Origin of the sequence: Streptomyces palmae (assembly GCF_004684805.1) — a bacterium.
Taxonomy (GTDB): domain Bacteria; phylum Actinomycetota; class Actinomycetes; order Streptomycetales; family Streptomycetaceae; genus Streptomyces; species Streptomyces palmae.
This window is the reverse complement of the sequence record NZ_SRID01000164.1, coordinates 1-14630: the sequence shown is the minus strand read 5'-3', so window position 1 is coordinate 14630 and position 14630 is coordinate 1. Positions and strand designations below refer to the sequence as shown.

General features: G+C 71.9%; 16 protein-coding genes. All 16 read left to right on the top strand.

Annotated elements, in window-relative coordinates; all coding sequences use genetic code 11:
- Positions 1 to 178 precede the first annotated feature (178 nt).
- The 16 genes from ffh to E4099_RS17945 all read left to right on the top strand — a co-directional run bounded on the left by ffh (position 179) and on the right by E4099_RS17945 (position 14321).
- The gene (ffh, locus tag E4099_RS18020) at positions 179 to 1741 is read left to right on the top strand and encodes a signal recognition particle protein (RefSeq protein WP_135340107.1); all 1563 of its coding nucleotides are present in this window, start codon (positions 179 to 181) and stop codon (positions 1739 to 1741) included.
- Positions 1742 to 1979: 238 nt separating this feature from the next.
- Complete coding sequence (gene proS, locus E4099_RS18015) at positions 1980 to 3395, top strand: proline--tRNA ligase (RefSeq protein WP_135340106.1); 1416 nt, start codon at positions 1980 to 1982, stop codon at positions 3393 to 3395.
- A gap of 169 nt (positions 3396 to 3564) precedes the next feature.
- Positions 3565 to 4155, top strand: coding sequence for a hypothetical protein (locus tag E4099_RS18010; RefSeq protein ID WP_135340105.1), 591 nt, complete (start codon positions 3565 to 3567; stop codon positions 4153 to 4155).
- 295 nt (positions 4156 to 4450) lie between these two features.
- Positions 4451 to 4894: a 30S ribosomal protein S16 gene (rpsP, locus tag E4099_RS18005; protein ID WP_135340104.1), complete on the top strand. Its 444-nt coding sequence runs from the start codon at positions 4451 to 4453 to the stop codon at positions 4892 to 4894.
- Positions 4895 to 4896: 2 nt separating this feature from the next.
- A complete protein-coding gene (locus tag E4099_RS18000) occupies positions 4897 to 5136 on the top strand; it encodes an RNA-binding protein (protein ID WP_135340103.1) in 240 nt (79 codons plus the stop codon).
- 82 nt (positions 5137 to 5218) lie between these two features.
- Positions 5219 to 5794: a ribosome maturation factor RimM gene (gene rimM / locus E4099_RS17995; RefSeq protein WP_135340102.1), complete on the top strand. Its 576-nt coding sequence runs from the start codon at positions 5219 to 5221 to the stop codon at positions 5792 to 5794.
- Positions 5794 to 6618, top strand: a complete 825-nt coding sequence (gene trmD, locus E4099_RS17990) for a tRNA (guanosine(37)-N1)-methyltransferase TrmD (RefSeq protein WP_135340101.1) — start codon at positions 5794 to 5796, stop codon at positions 6616 to 6618. Before rimM ends, trmD begins: the two co-directional genes overlap by 1 nt.
- Positions 6619 to 6748: 130 nt before the next feature.
- The gene (gene rplS / locus E4099_RS17985; protein ID WP_135340100.1) at positions 6749 to 7099 is read left to right on the top strand and encodes a 50S ribosomal protein L19; all 351 of its coding nucleotides are present in this window, start codon (positions 6749 to 6751) and stop codon (positions 7097 to 7099) included.
- A gap of 45 nt (positions 7100 to 7144) precedes the next feature.
- Positions 7145 to 7903: a signal peptidase I gene (lepB, locus tag E4099_RS17980; RefSeq protein WP_135340099.1), complete on the top strand. Its 759-nt coding sequence runs from the start codon at positions 7145 to 7147 to the stop codon at positions 7901 to 7903.
- Entirely contained in the window at positions 7896 to 9191 is a 1296-nt protein-coding gene (gene lepB, locus E4099_RS17975; RefSeq protein ID WP_167828409.1) for a signal peptidase I, read from the top strand. Before lepB (E4099_RS17980) ends, lepB (E4099_RS17975) begins: the two co-directional genes overlap by 8 nt.
- Positions 9094 to 10011: a signal peptidase I gene (gene lepB / locus E4099_RS17970; protein WP_135340110.1), complete on the top strand. Its 918-nt coding sequence runs from the start codon at positions 9094 to 9096 to the stop codon at positions 10009 to 10011. Before lepB (E4099_RS17975) ends, lepB (E4099_RS17970) begins: the two co-directional genes overlap by 98 nt.
- 111 nt (positions 10012 to 10122) lie before the next feature.
- On the top strand, positions 10123 to 10875 hold the full coding sequence (gene lepB, locus E4099_RS17965) for a signal peptidase I (protein WP_135340098.1): 753 nt from the start codon (positions 10123 to 10125) through the stop codon (positions 10873 to 10875).
- Positions 10868 to 11359 carry an NUDIX hydrolase gene (locus tag E4099_RS17960; RefSeq protein WP_135340097.1) on the top strand — a complete coding sequence of 164 codons (492 nt, stop codon included), beginning with the start codon at positions 10868 to 10870 and terminating at the stop codon, positions 11357 to 11359. Before lepB (E4099_RS17965) ends, E4099_RS17960 begins: the two co-directional genes overlap by 8 nt.
- A 39-nt stretch (positions 11360 to 11398) precedes the next feature.
- Positions 11399 to 11707: a DUF2469 domain-containing protein gene (locus E4099_RS17955; RefSeq protein ID WP_135340096.1), complete on the top strand. Its 309-nt coding sequence runs from the start codon at positions 11399 to 11401 to the stop codon at positions 11705 to 11707.
- 647 nt (positions 11708 to 12354) lie between these two features.
- Positions 12355 to 12702, top strand: coding sequence for a YraN family protein (locus tag E4099_RS17950; protein ID WP_135340108.1), 348 nt, complete (start codon positions 12355 to 12357; stop codon positions 12700 to 12702).
- Positions 12702 to 14321 (top strand): YifB family Mg chelatase-like AAA ATPase, encoded by a 1620-nt coding sequence (locus E4099_RS17945; protein ID WP_135340095.1) that lies wholly within the window; start codon positions 12702 to 12704, stop codon positions 14319 to 14321. Before E4099_RS17950 ends, E4099_RS17945 begins: the two co-directional genes overlap by 1 nt.
- The last annotated feature ends 309 nt before the right edge of the window (positions 14322 to 14630 follow it).

Sequence of the window (14630 nt, the reverse complement as noted above, 5' to 3'; positions counted from 1 at the left end):
GGGCGGCCGGGGGGTGGCGGCGGCGCACTGGATCGCGCGGGCGCCCGCCGGGCGACCGGCCCGCCGGTGCGCGGCACACCCCCGCCGGAGCCGGGCATCCCCGGTTCGGCCGGGGGAGGGATACCCTTGGAGGCCGACCGCCGACCCGACAGCCGACAAAGAAGGATTCGCGACCACCGTGTTCGATACCCTTTCCGACCGCCTCGCAGCGACGTTCAAGAACCTCCGGGGCAAGGGCCGCCTCTCCGAGGCGGACATCGACGCCACGGCACGTGAGATCCGGATCGCCCTGCTGGAAGCGGACGTGGCGCTGCCGGTCGTCCGGTCCTTCATCGCGGCCGTCAAGGAGCGCGCCCGGGGCGCGGAGGTCTCCAAGGCCCTGAACCCCGCGCAGCAGATCATCAAGATCGTCAACGAGGAGCTGATCGGCATCCTCGGTGGCGAGACCCGCCGCCTGCGCTTCGCCAAGCAGCCGCCGACCGTGATCATGCTCGCGGGTCTGCAGGGTGCCGGTAAGACCACCCTGGCCGGAAAGCTCGGCCGCTGGCTCAAGGGCCAGGGGCACAGCCCGCTGCTGGTCGCCTGCGACCTCCAGCGCCCCAACGCCGTCAACCAGCTCTCGGTCGTCGCCGAGCGCGCCGGGGTCGCGGTGTACGCCCCCGAGCCGGGCAACGGCGTCGGCGACCCGGTGAAGGTCGCCAAGGACTCCATCGAGTTCGCCAAGGCCAAGGTGCACGACATCGTCATCGTGGACACCGCCGGCCGCCTGGGCATCGACCAGGAGATGATGCAGCAGGCCGCGGACATCCGCGACGCGGTCCGGCCCGACGAGGTCCTCTTCGTCGTCGACGCCATGATCGGCCAGGACGCGGTGAACACCGCCGAGGCCTTCCGGGACGGCGTCGGCTTCGACGGTGTGGTGCTCTCCAAGCTCGACGGCGACGCGCGCGGTGGTGCCGCGCTGTCCATCGCGCACATCACCGGCAAGCAGATCATGTTCGCCTCCAACGGCGAGAAGCTGGACGACTTCGACGCGTTCCACCCGGACCGCATGGCGTCCCGCATCCTCGGCATGGGCGATGTGCTCAGCCTGATCGAGAAGGCCGAGCAGACCTTCAGCCAGGCCGAGGCCGAGAAGATGGCGGCCAAGCTGGCGAAGGGCCCCAAGGAGTTCACCCTCGACGACTTCCTGTCCCAGATGGAGCAGGTCAGGAAGATGGGCTCGATCTCCAAGCTGCTCGGCATGCTGCCCGGCATGGGGCAGATCAAGGAGCAGATCAACAACCTGGACGAGCGGGACGTGGACCGCACCGCGGCGATCATCAAGTCGATGACCCCGGCCGAGCGCCAGGACCCGACGATCATCAACGGCTCCCGCCGGGCCCGTATCGCCAAGGGCTCCGGTGTCGACGTCAGCGCGGTGAAGAACCTGGTCGAGCGCTTCTTCGAGGCCCGCAAGATGATGTCCCGGATGGCCCAGGGCGGCGGTATGCCGGGGATGCCCGGGATGCCGGGCATGGGGGGCGGCGCCGGGCGCCAGAAGAAGAAGCAGAAGCAGGCCAAGGGCAAGCAGCGCAGCGGCAACCCGATGAAGCGCAAGGCCGAGGAGGAGGCCGCGGCCCAGCGCCGGGCGGCTGCCGACGGCCAGCCGGGTGGCGCGTTCGGCCTGCCGGGCGCGGGCCAGGACGCCGGCTCCTTCGAACTGCCCAAGGAGTTCCGGGACATGCTCCCGCCGCAGTGACGGCCCCCTGAGGCCTCCGGCGGTCGAGGGCGGTGCGCGCGAGCGCACCGCCCTCGGTGCGTTCGGGGGCCGCGCCCTGGCGCATCACGGTCGAACTGTGTTTCCGGGCCGCGGCCCGGAAGGGGTCCGTGTGCCAGGGAACCGCCCTTTCCCGCCGGCGTCCAGGGGTGGCGCCGGGGTGGCCGGCCGACGGGGGGCGATTCCCGTTCCGCCCGGGTGCCGCCGTACGATCGGCGCCATGGCAAAGGCTCCCGTACTTACCCCCCAGGCGGACGACTTCCCGCGCTGGTACCAGGATCTGATCACCAAGGCCGAGCTGGCCGACAACGGCCCGGTGCGCGGCACCATGGTGATCCGACCGTACGGGTACGGGCTCTGGGAGCGGATGCAGCAGGACATGGACGCCCGGATCAAGGCGACGGGCACCCAGAACGCCTACTTCCCGCTCCTCATCCCGCAGTCGTACCTGACCCGGGAGGCCGACCACGTCGAGGGCTTCGCGCCCGAGCTGGCCGTGGTCACCCACGGCGGCGGCAAGGAGCTGGAGGAGCCCGCCGTCGTCCGCCCCACCTCAGAGATGATCATCAACGACTACTTCTCGAAGTGGGTGCAGAGCTACCGCGACCTGCCGCTGCAGATCAACCAGTGGGCGAACGTGGTGCGCTGGGAGCTGCGGCCCCGGCTGTTCCTGCGGACCACCGAGTTCCTCTGGCAGGAGGGCCACACGGCGCACGCGACCTACGAGGAGGCGCGTGACTTCGCCGCCCGCATCCACCGGCAGGTGTACGCGGACTTCATGGAGAACGTCCTGGCGATGGATGTCGTACTCGGCCGCAAGACGGCCAAGGAGCGCTTCGCGGGCGCCATCAACACGCTCACCCTCGAAGGCATGATGGGCGACGGCAAGGCCCTCCAGATGGGCACCAGCCACGAGCTGGGCCAGACCTTCGCCAAGGCATTCCACACCCAGTACCTGTCGAAGGAGGGCAAGCAGGAGCTGGTGTGGCAGACCTCCTGGGGCTCCACCACGCGCATGATCGGCGCCCTGGTGATGATGCACGGCGACGACAACGGCCTGCGGGTCCCGCCGCGGCTGGCCCCGACGCAGGTCGTGGTGCTGGCCATCAAGGGGGACGAGGCGGTGCTCGCCAAGGTCCGCGAGATCGGCGACCTGCTGACGGCGGCCGGGATCCGGGTCCAGGTGGACGACCGCACCGACACCCCGTTCGGCCGGCGGGCGGTGGACTGGGAGCTCAAGGGCGTGCCGGTGCGCATCGAGGTGGGCCCGCGGGATCTGGAGGCCGGTACGGCGATGCTCGCCCGCCGCATCCCCGGGGGCAAGGAGCCGGTGCGCACCGAGGCGCTGGCCGACCTGCTGCCCCGGATCCTGGAGGAGGACCAGGCGCTGCTGCTGCGCCAGTCGCGGGAGCGCCGGGAGTCCCGGACGACGGAGGTGCGCACCGTCGCCGAGGCCGCCGAGGCGGCGGCGGCCGGCGGCTGGGCGCGGATCCGCTGGGCCGACCTGGGGCCGGAGGGCGAGGCCGAGCTGGCCGAGCACGCGGCGACGGTGCGCTGCCTGGTCGCGGAGGACGGGTCGGTGCCGGAGGCGGACGACGCGCCCGGTAATGTCGCAATCGTGGCCCGCGCCTACTGAGTCCGCACGATCCGGTAAGCACCGTCTTGACGGGGGCTGGGGGCACTCATCCGCAGATCGGCGCACCCGCCCTCGTCGGGACGCATCAGCGTTAACTGACTGGTAAGTGCAAATTATTTGAGATGCCCCGGAATCGGAACACCGGGCGGTGCTGCGTCGTTGTCATTACGTGAGCACGACACCACCTGTTCTCGCCGCGGAACTGGCGCAGGCGTGGGCCGATATTCAACGGCACCACCCCGAGCTGCCGGATCTCGCCGCGCCCGAATCCCTGATCGGGGAGTCCTCGTCCGCCTGCGGATCGGAACTCTCCTTCGAAAGGCTGCTGCACGAAGCGGTGCACGGTATCGCTGCCGCAAGGGGCATCCGTGACACCTCTCGTGCCGGCCGCTACCACAACCGCCGGTTCCTGGCGATCGCCGAGGAGCTGGGGCTGGACCATCCCGAGGAGCCGCATCCCAGCAGTGGCTTCTCGCTGGTCACGCTCAGCACCGAGGCGAGAAAGCGCTACCGGCCGACGATCGAGAGACTCCAGCGCGCCCTGAAGGCGCACACCGTCGCCACCGCCGCCGACACCGCCCGTACCTTCCGCGGCCCAGCCGCCCGGCACGGTTCCTCGGGTGGCGGGGTGCGGGTCAAGGCGGTCTGCGACTGCGGGCGCAACGTCCGGGTCGTACCGTCGGTGCTCGCCCAGGCGCCGATCATGTGCGGCGGATGCGGGAAGCCGTTCCGCATCCCGGAGGCCGCGGCCGTCGCCTGACCCGGCACCGTACCCCCGACCGGCCGGACGGGGGGTGTCCCACCGCGACCCCTGGGCGGGCCCTCCGCCCGGGGCCGCGCCCGGGCGGCGCGAGCCTGCCGCCCGGCCCTGCCACCGACCGCCGGGCGGGTGCGGAGGCCCATCCGCAGTGTGGCAGAATGGTCAGCTGTACTCGACAGCCGACCAGGACCCCTCTCTCCTCCGGCTGACGCGTCCATCGGGCACTCGGGTACCGCAACCCCACGTGGCAACCCGCCCGTGCCCAACCACGTCAAGACCAGGAGACACCACTCCCGTGGCAGTCAAGATCAAGCTGAAGCGTCTGGGCAAGATCCGTTCGCCTCACTACCGCATCGTCGTCGCCGACTCCCGCACCCGCCGTGACGGCCGGGCCATCGAGGAGATCGGCCTGTACCACCCGGTGCAGAACCCCTCGCGCATCGAGGTGGACTCCGAGCGTGCGCAGTACTGGCTGGGTGTCGGCGCGCAGCCGACCGAGCCGGTCCTCGCCATCCTGAAGCTCACCGGCGACTGGCAGAAGTTCAAGGGTCTGCCGGCCCCGGCCCCGCTGAAGGTCGCCGAGCCGAAGGCCGACAAGCGCGCCCTGTTCGAGGCCGCGGCCAAGGACGCCGGCGACGAGCCGAAGGGTGAGGCCATCACCCCGAAGGCGAAGAAGTCGGAGAAGAAGGCGGACGAGGCTGCCGAGGCTGCCGAGTCCACCGCGTCGACCGAGGCCTGAGGATGCTCGAGGAGGCCCTCGAGCACCTGGTCAAGGGCATCGTCGACAACCCCGACGATGTGCAGGTCGCCTCGCGCAACCTGCGGCGTGGGCGGGTCCTTGAGGTGCGGGTGCACCCCGAGGACCTCGGCAAGGTGATCGGCCGCAACGGCCGCACCGCGCGGGCCCTGCGTACCGTCGTGGGCGCTATCGGCGGCCGTGGTATCCGCGTCGACCTCGTCGACGTGGACCAGATCCGCTGAACAGCGAGAGATAGAGCACCGGCACGGGCCGGGGAGGGCAACGGCCCTTCCCGGCCCGTGTGCGTGAAAGGACTGGTAGACAGTGCAGCTGGTAGTCGCGCGGATCGGCCGCGCCCACGGCATCAAAGGCGAGGTCACCGTCGAGGTGCGGACCGACGAGCCGGAGCTGCGGCTGGGGCCCGGCGCCCGGCTGGCCACCGAGCCCGCCTCCGCCGGACCGCTGACCATCGAGAGCGGCCGGGTGCACAGCGGGCGCCTGCTGCTGCGCTTCGCCGGAGTGGGCGACCGCACCGCCGCCGAAGCGCTGCGGAACGTCCTGCTGATCGCGGACGTCGACCCCGAGGAGACCCCCGAGGACCCCGAGGAGTTCTACGACCACCAGCTGATCGACCTGGACGTGGTCACCGCGGACGGCACCGAGGTCGGCCGGATCGTCGAGATCTCCCACCTGCCGTACCAGGACCTGCTGATCGTCCGGCGGCCGGACGGGCGGGACATCATGGTGCCCTTCGTCAACGAGATCGTGCCGGAGATCGACCTGGCGGAGCAGCGGGCGGTGATCGACCCGCCGCCGGGGCTGCTGGACGAGAGCGAGGCGGAGATCGCGAGCACCCGGGACGCGCAGGACGCGGATCCGAAGAGCGAGGACGCGTCCTGATGCGCCTCGATGTCGTCACGATCTTCCCCGAGTACCTGGAGCCGCTGAACGTCTCGCTGGTCGGCAAGGCCCGAGCCCGCGGCCAACTGGACGTCCGCGTCCACGACCTGCGGCAGTGGACCCACGACCGGCACAACACGGTGGACGACACCCCCTACGGCGGCGGGCCCGGCATGGTCATGAAGCCGGACCCGTGGGGCGAGGCCCTGGACGCCGTGATCGCCTCCGGCACGGCCGCCGATCCGGACGCGCGCCCGGTGCTGGTGGTTCCCACCCCCAGCGGGGTGCCCTTCACCCAGCGGCTCGCCGTGGAGCTGTCCGAGCGCCCCTGGCTGGTCTTCGCGCCCGCCCGCTACGAGGGCATCGACCGCCGGGTGATCGAGGAGTACGGCGAGCGGCTGGACGTCTACGAGGTCTCCATCGGCGACTACGTGCTGGCCGGCGGCGAGGCCGCGGTACTGGTGATCACCGAGGCGGTGGCCCGGCTGCTCCCCGGAGTGCTGGGCAACGCCGAGTCGCACCAGGACGACTCCTTCGCCCCCGGCGCCATGGCCGACCTGCTGGAGGGCCCGGTCTACACCAAGCCGCCCCAGTGGCGCGGGCGCGGCATCCCCGAGGTCCTGGTCAGCGGCCACCACGGCCGTATCGCGCGGTGGCGGCGGGACGAGGCCTTCCGGCGCACCTCCCGCAACCGCCCCGACCTGATCGAGCGCTGCGACCCCGCGGCCCTGGACAAGCACGACCGCGCCCTCCTCGGCGAGCTGGGCTGGCGGGAACTGCCGGACGGCCGATTTGGGCGCCCGGGCGAGCTCGTGGAAGAATAGGCCGCTGCCGTACGTCCGGCGCGCGCCCCTGCCACAGGGGGACACGACGCCCGCCCGACGAGGCGGCATCGGAACATTCACCCGACCTACCGCTGATGACCTGTGGCATCGGCGAGGAAAGCAGACACTCATGTCTCACCTGCTCGACAACGTCGACGCCGCGTCGCTGCGCAGCGACATCCCGACCTTCCGCCCCGGCGACACGGTCAACGTCCACGTGCGCGTCATCGAGGGCAACCGCTCTCGTGTGCAGCAGTTCAAGGGCGTGGTCATCCGCCGCCAGGGCTCGGGCGTCCGCGAGACCTTCACGGTCCGCAAGGTCAGCTTCAGCGTCGGCGTCGAGCGCACCTTCCCGGTGCACACCCCGATCGTGGAGAAGATCGAGGTCGTCACCCGCGGTGACGTGCGTCGTGCGAAGCTGTACTACCTCCGTGAGCTGCGCGGCAAGGCCGCGAAGATCAAGGAGAAGCGCGACAACTGAACGGGTGTCGGAGGTCCGGGTCCGGCCGGATAGGCTCAGGGCCCGATGGACACCGACGACCAGCTCCAGGAGCGCGACCGCACCGCCGAACCCACTGAGGGGACGGCGGAGCGGTCGCGCTCTCGGCGTTGGCGCGACTGGCGGACCTGGCGCCCGTACGCCCTGATCGCGGCCGTGTCCCTGACGGTCGTGATGCTGGTGAGCACCTTCGTGGTGCAGCCCTTCCTGATCCCCAGCGGCTCCATGGAGAACACCCTCCGCCCCGGGGACCGGGTGCTGGTGAACAAGCTGGCGTACCGCTTCGGGGACCAGCCGCGCCGCGGCGACGTGGTGGTCTTCGACGGCACCGGCTCCTTCGACCAGGAGGCGCCCTCCGAGAACCCGGTGCTCGGGCTGCTGCGCGCGGTGGGCTCGGCGGTCGGGCTGGCCGAGCCGGCGCGGACCGACTACATCAAGCGCGTGGTGGGCATCGGCGGCGACCGGGTCACCTGCTGCGACAAGCGGGGGAGGATCGAGGTGAACGGCCGAGCCGTGGACGAGCCCTATCTCCACCCCGGGGACGCCCCCTCGCAGGTGCGCTTCGACATCGTGGTGCCGGAGGGGAGGCTGTGGGTGATGGGCGACCACCGCAGCGACTCCCGGGACTCCCGCGACCACCTCGGCGCGCCCGGCGGTGGCACGGTCCCGGTGGACAAGGTGATCGGCCGGGCGGAATGGATCGGATGGCCGCTGGACCGGCTCTCCTCGGTGTCCCGCCCCTCCACCTTCGACCGGGTCCCGGAGCCGGGCGGGCCGCATGGGTAGCCGCGGACGGCCCCGAGGGCACCACCGCGCCGCGCCGCAAGGCGAGGGCGGAGCGGACGGGGCCGGCAGCAGGCCGCCCACCGCGCGGTCCCGAGGGCACCACCGCGCCGCCCCGGAAGGCGAGGGCGGAGCGGAGGAGACCGGCACCAGGCCGCCCGCCGGGCGGGCCGAGCGGCGCAGGGCGCTGCGCCGGATCAAGCGGCGCCGGCGCCGATCGGCGGTCAAGGAGATCCCGATCCTCGTCGGGGCGGCGCTGCTGATCGCGCTGGTGCTCAAGACCTTCCTGCTGCAGGCGTTCGTGATCCCCTCCGGCTCCATGGAGCAGACGATCCGGATCGGCGACCGGGTGCTGGTGGACAAGCTCACCCCCTGGTTCGGCTCCAAGCCCGAGCGCGGCGACGTGGTGGTCTTCAAGGACCCGGGGGGCTGGCTGAAGGACGAGCGCAAGCCGGCTCCGGACGACCCGGTCGTGATCAAGCAGGCCAAGGAGTTCCTGACCTTCATCGGCCTGCTGCCCTCGGCGGACGAGCAGGACCTGATCAAACGGGTGATCGGGGTGGGCGGCGACACGGTGCGCTGCTGCGACGAGGACGGCCGGGTGACCGTCAACGGCACGCCGCTCGACGAGCCCTATCTGCACCCGGGCAACAAGCCGTCCCGGATCCGCTTCACCGTGAAGGTGCCCGAAGGCCGGATCTTCGTCATGGGCGACCATCGCGAGAACTCCGCGGACTCCCGCTACCACCTGGACGAGGAGGGGCACGGGACCATCCCGGAGGACCTGGTGGTCGGGCGGGCCGTGGTGATCGCCTGGCCGTTCGGCCACTGGCGGCGGCTGAGCGAGCCGGCGACTTATGCTTCCGTGCGGGACGCGCCGCCGAGCAAGGCCTCGGCCGACGGCTCGGCGCCTACTCTTGATCCCATGGATCAGCGAGGATTGGTCCAGCTCCCGACCCCTGCGGAACTCCCGCTCGTTATGGGAGTAGTAGGCCTGCACCGTGTCCGAGGCAGGCAGTCGAGCAGCGTGAGGAGTGGTTGTGGGGGATTTGGCGGTCGGCGCGCGATCCGGTCACGGGGAGCCCGAGGAGCAGCCGGGGACAGCGGGGGAGACGCCGGCGGAGCGGGCGCCGGCACCCGCGTCGCCGGGGAGCCCGGCGGGCGACCGGTCCGGCGCGTCGGGGGCCGAGCCCCTGCCCGACGGCTCCGCTTCCCAGGACCCCGCCGAGGCTCCGGGCGACCGGTCCGGCGGCGCGCCGGGAGAACCGGGAGACCCGGGTCGCAAGGGTGACCGAGACGGTGACGGAGCCGACGACGGGGCCGAGAAGCCCAGGAAGAACCAGCGCTCCTTCTGGAAGGAGCTGCCCATCCTGATCGGCATCGCGCTGCTGCTGGCGCTGCTGATCAAGACCTTCCTGGTACAGGCGTTCTCCATCCCCTCCGACTCCATGCAGAACACCCTCCAGCGCGGTGACCGGGTGCTGGTGGACAAGCTCACCCCCTGGTTCGGTTCCAAGCCGGAGCGCGGTGAGGTCGTCGTCTTCCACGACCCGGGCGGCTGGCTGAACGAGTCCGAGAAGACCGACTCCGGTCCCATCACCGGCGGCATCCAGAAGGTGCTGAGCTTTATCGGTCTGATGCCCTCGGCCGAGGAGAAGGACCTGATCAAGCGGGTCATCGCGGTCGGCGGCGACACCGTGGAGTGCAAGAAGGGCGGCCCGGTCAAGGTCAACGGCAAGGCGCTGGACGAGCCGTACATCTTCCCGGGCGCCACGCCCTGCGACGACCAGCCGTTCGGCCCGATCAAGGTGCCCAAGGGGCGTCTGTGGGTGATGGGCGACCACCGCAACAACTCGATGGACTCCCGCTACCACCAGAACCTCCACCAGGGCACCATCTCGGAGGACGAGGTCGTGGGCCGCGCCATCGTGGTCGCCTGGCCGATCGACCGCTGGTCCACCCTGTCCGTGCCAAGCACCTTCGACCAGCCCGGGCTCAACGCAGCGATGGGTGCCGCTCCCGTGACGCTGGGCCTGGCCGGTGCGGCCCCCATCGTGCTGTGGCGCCGACGTAGGCTGATCACGAAGGCGGAGGCGCGCCAAGGGAGCTGACGCACGTCCGAACCGCCGGGTAGGGTGCGATTCCCTGCCTCAGGGCAGCGGAAGCTGATCTTCTACGCGAGATCTCCTACGGAGTCTCCGTTGCACGGCGGGAGAAATGGGATGAGCGGCGCACCACGACCGGAAGACGGCCGCGGCAGAACGGGCAGGATGGTGTCCGGTATCGCCGTGGCCGTCGGCTGTGTGCTCTTTCTCGGCGGCTTCATATGGGCGGCCGTGCTCTACAAGCCCTACACCGTGCCCACCGACTCGATGGCTCCCACCATCGAGCGGGGCGCCCGGGTCCTGGCGGAGCGGATCGACGGCGACGAGGTGCGCCGCGGCGACGTCGTGGTCTTCCGGGACAAGGCCTGGGGCAACACGCCCATGGTCAAGCGGGTCGTCGCGATCGGCGGTGACCGGATCGTCTGCTGCGACGCGCAGGGACGTCTGGCGGTGAACGGCACGCCGATCAAGGAAACGTATCTGCCCGACCGCACCGCCTCCATGACCGGCTTCAGCACCACGGTGCCCACCGGGGAGCTCTTCTTGCTGGGCGACCACCGCAGCGACTCCGTGGACTCCCGCGAGCACCTCGCCGACGCCGGCCACGGCACCGTGCCGCGCAGCGCCGTGGACGCCCGGGTGGACGCCACCGTCTGGCCGACGGAGAGCCTGGGCATGCTGCCGCGGCCCAGCGGCTTCGACGCGCTGCCGGGCGGCACCTCCGAGCCCGGACCGCTCACCCCGCTGACCGTCGCCGTGGTCAGCGGCGCGGTGCTGATCCTCGGCGGATCGGCCTACGGCCCGATCGCGCGCCTGGCGACCCGGCGGCGGAAGCCGGCACCCGCGGCGACGGAGGCAGCCCATGGCTGAGCCGGCACTGCGCAGGGTGGCCCGGATCGTCCTCCTCGACCCCCGGGACCGGATCCTGCTGCTGCACGGCTGCGAGCCGGACGACCCCGCGTCGACCTGGTGGTTCACCCCCGGCGGCGGCCTGGAGGGCAGCGAGACCCGCGAACAGGCGGCGCGCCGCGAACTGGCCGAGGAGACCGGGATCACCGAGGTCGAACTGGGGCCGGTGCTCTGGCGGCGGACCTGCTCGTTCCCGTTCGACGGGCGGCGCTGGGACCAGGACGAGTGGTACTTCCTGGGACGCACCCGGCAGACCGCGGTCCGACCGGGCGGCCTCACCGAGCTGGAGCAGCGCAGCGTGACCGGGCTGCGCTGGTGGACCTGCGAGGATCTGGCCGCCACTGACGAGACGGTGTACCCCACCAGGCTCGCCGCCCACTTGCGCACCCTGTTTGAACAGGGCCCCCCGAACGCCCCCGTCGTCCTGGAGACCGAGCGTGTCTGACGCACAATGGGGGAACGCACGGCTGAAGGGGAACATGCCATGAGTGCCGAGGACCTCGAGAAGTACGAGACCGAGATGGAGCTCAAGCTCTACCGGGAGTACCGCGACGTCGTCGGGCTGTTCAAATACGTGATCGAGACCGAACGGCGCTTCTACCTCACCAACGACTACGAGATGCAGGTGCACTCGGTCCACGGCGAGGTCTTCTTCGAGGTTTCCATGGCGGATGCCTGGGTCTGGGACATGTACCGACCGGCCCGCTTCGTCAAGCAGGTGCGGGTGCTCACCTTCAAGGACGTGAACATCGAGGAGCTGAACAAGAGCGACCTCGACCTTCCGGGTGGCTGAGTTTTCCACATCCCGCTGGTTGTCCACCGAAAACGACCAAGATCCCTGAGGGGTGGGCGGAGGCTCCAGCATCGGTGCCGGAGGTGGTACCGATGCCGCAGTCTTTCCCGGGGCGTGCCCCCGGACCCGTTGGGCGTGTTTCCGGACCTGTTCCCGACACTGTCGGACGGGGGTGTGTTCCCGGGCGTGTTCCCGGCGCTGTCGGGCGGGGGTGTGTCCCCGGGCGCGTTCCCGGCACCGTCGGTCCAGGGGGACCTGGACCTGTTCCCAGCGCTGTCGGACTGGAGCGTGTTCCCGGGCGTGTTCCCGGCGCTGTCGGACGAGGGCGCGTTCCCGGACGCGTTCCGGGCTCCGCCGTACCGGGGTGCCCTGGACCTGTTCCTGCCCCCATCGGACCGGAGCCGCACCCGGATCCCGGGATGTACCCCGGGGTCAGGGGCTCCCGGATCCTGGCACTTTCCCCGGGCCGCGGGCTCCCCGAAGGGCGTGGGGCTCCCGATCACGCGGAACAGGACCGGGGCGCGCCCGTCCGTGAGCCCGCAGGCCGGCGAGGTCCCGCCCCGTCAGGACCCGATCGTCAGGCGCTCCCTCGCGAGGAGGGGCGGGCGCCCGATCCATGGCGGTCCGGCCGATGGTCGCGAGATCGCCTGGCGCTCGGCCGTTACGGCGAGGAACTGGCGGCGCGCACCCTGATCAGGGCCGGGATGATCGTCCTGGAGCGCAACTGGCGATGCCGCGCCGGTGAGGTCGACATCGTGGCCCGGGACGGCGACGCCCTGGTGGTCTGCGAGGTCAAGACCCGCAGCGCCGGGTCGTTCGAGCACCCCATGGCGGCCGTCACCCCGGGCAAGACCGAGCGGCTGCGCAGGCTGGCCGAGCTGTGGCTGGAGCGGCACGGAGGACCACCGCCGGGCGGGGTGCGGATCGATGTGGTCGCGGTCATGCTGCCCGACCGGGGCGCACCGCTGGTCGAGCACGTACGGGGGGCGGCCTGATGGGGTTCGCGCGTACCTGTTCGGTGGCGCTGGTCGGTGTCGAGGGCGTGGTGGTGGAGGTCCAGGCCGACCTGGAACCCGGCGTCGCCGCGTTCACCCTGGTCGGGCTGCCCGACAAGAGCCTGGTGGAGAGCCGCGACCGGGTCAGGGCGGCGGTGGTCAACTCGGGTGCCGCCTGGCCGCAGAAGAAGCTCACCGTCGGTCTCAGCCCCGCTTCCGTCCCCAAGGGCGGCAGTGGTTTCGACCTCGCCGTCGCCTGTGCCGTGCTCGGCGCCGCGGAGTGCCTCGACCCGCGCGAGCTGGCCGATCTGATGATGATCGGCGAGTTGGGGCTGGACGGCCGGGTGCGGCCGGTGCGCGGGGTGCTGCCCGCCGTGCTGGCGGCGGCCGAGGCGGGATACCGGCAGGTCGTCGTCCCGGAGCAGACGGCGGCGGAGGCGTCCTTGGTTCCCGGGGTCTCGGTGCTGGGGGTCCGCAGCCTTCGGCAGCTGATCGCCGTCCTGACCGACGCGCCGGTGCCGCACGAGGACGAGCCGCCGCCGGAGGGCCGTCCGGCCGCTCTGCTGGCCGGCCTGATGCTGCCCGGGGCCGGCTCGGGCACCGGGGCACCGGCCGCCGGCGCGGCCGCGCACCGTCCCGACCTGGCCGAGGTGGCCGGGCAGCACACCGCCCGCAAGGCCCTGGAGGTCGCCGCCGCGGGCGGGCACCATCTGCTCTTCTCGGGTCCCCCGGGCGCGGGCAAGACCATGCTCGCCGAGCGGCTGCCGGGTCTGCTGCCCCCACTCGCCCCCAAGGACGCGCTGGAGGTCACCGCCGTGCACTCGGTGGCCGGGGTGCTGCCGCCGGGCAAGCCGCTCATCGACACCCCGCCCTACTGCGCGCCGCACCACTCGGCCACCATGGCCGCCCTGGTCGGAGGGGGAGTGGGTCTGCCCCGGCCCGGAGCGGTCTCCCTCGCCCACCGCGGGGTGCTCTTCTTGGACGAGGCGCCGGAGTTCGGTGGACGGGCCCTGGACGCGCTGCGGCAGCCGCTGGAGTCGGGGCATGTGGTGGTCGCCCGCTCGGCGGGCATGGTGCGGCTGCCGGCCCGCTTTCTGCTGGCGATGGCCGCCAACCCCTGCCCCTGCGGACGGCACAGCCAGCTGAGGGAGAGCTGCGACTGCAGTCCCACGATGATCCGCCGCTACCAGGGCCGGCTGTCCGGTCCGCTGATGGACCGGATCGACGTGCGGGTCCACGTGTCTCCGGTGACCCGGGCGGAGCTGACCACCGAGCCCGGGCGCGCGGAGTCCACGGCTGTGGTCGCGGCACGGGTGCGGGAGGCCCGGGAGCGGGCCCTGGCCCGTCTCGCGGACACCCCGTGGAGCACCAACAGCGAGGTGCCCGGGCACGAGCTGCGCACCCGGTGGCATGCCGAGCCGGCGGCGCTGCGGGAGGCCGAGCAGGACCTGGAGCGCGGATTGCTCACCGCCCGCGGCCTGGACCGGGTGCTCCGGGTCGCTTGGACGGTCGCCGACCTGGCCGGACACGACCGCCCCACCGCCGAGGACGTGGCCCAGGCACTCCATCTGCGCACCGGCCTCGTGCGCCGGGTGCCCGCGGGGGTGAGCCGGCGATGAGCGCGGGACCCGGCCCCGACGGTACGGCGCGGCGCGAGATCGCGGGCAGCGGGCGGGCACAGGATGCGCCCGCGGCGGCCGCCACCCCTGTGCCCGGGCCGTCCGTGGACGGGGCCGCCATCGACGAGCCCACCCAGGGCGGGGCGCCTCTGGACGGGACCACTGTGGGCAGGGCATCTCCGGATGGTGCCGCCGCGGGCGGCGGCACCGCTGCCGCTCTGAACGGGACCACTGTGGGCGGGGCTGCTTCGGAGGGGACCACCATGGACGGGGCCGCCCAGGGCGGGGCTTCTCTGGACGGAGCTGCCG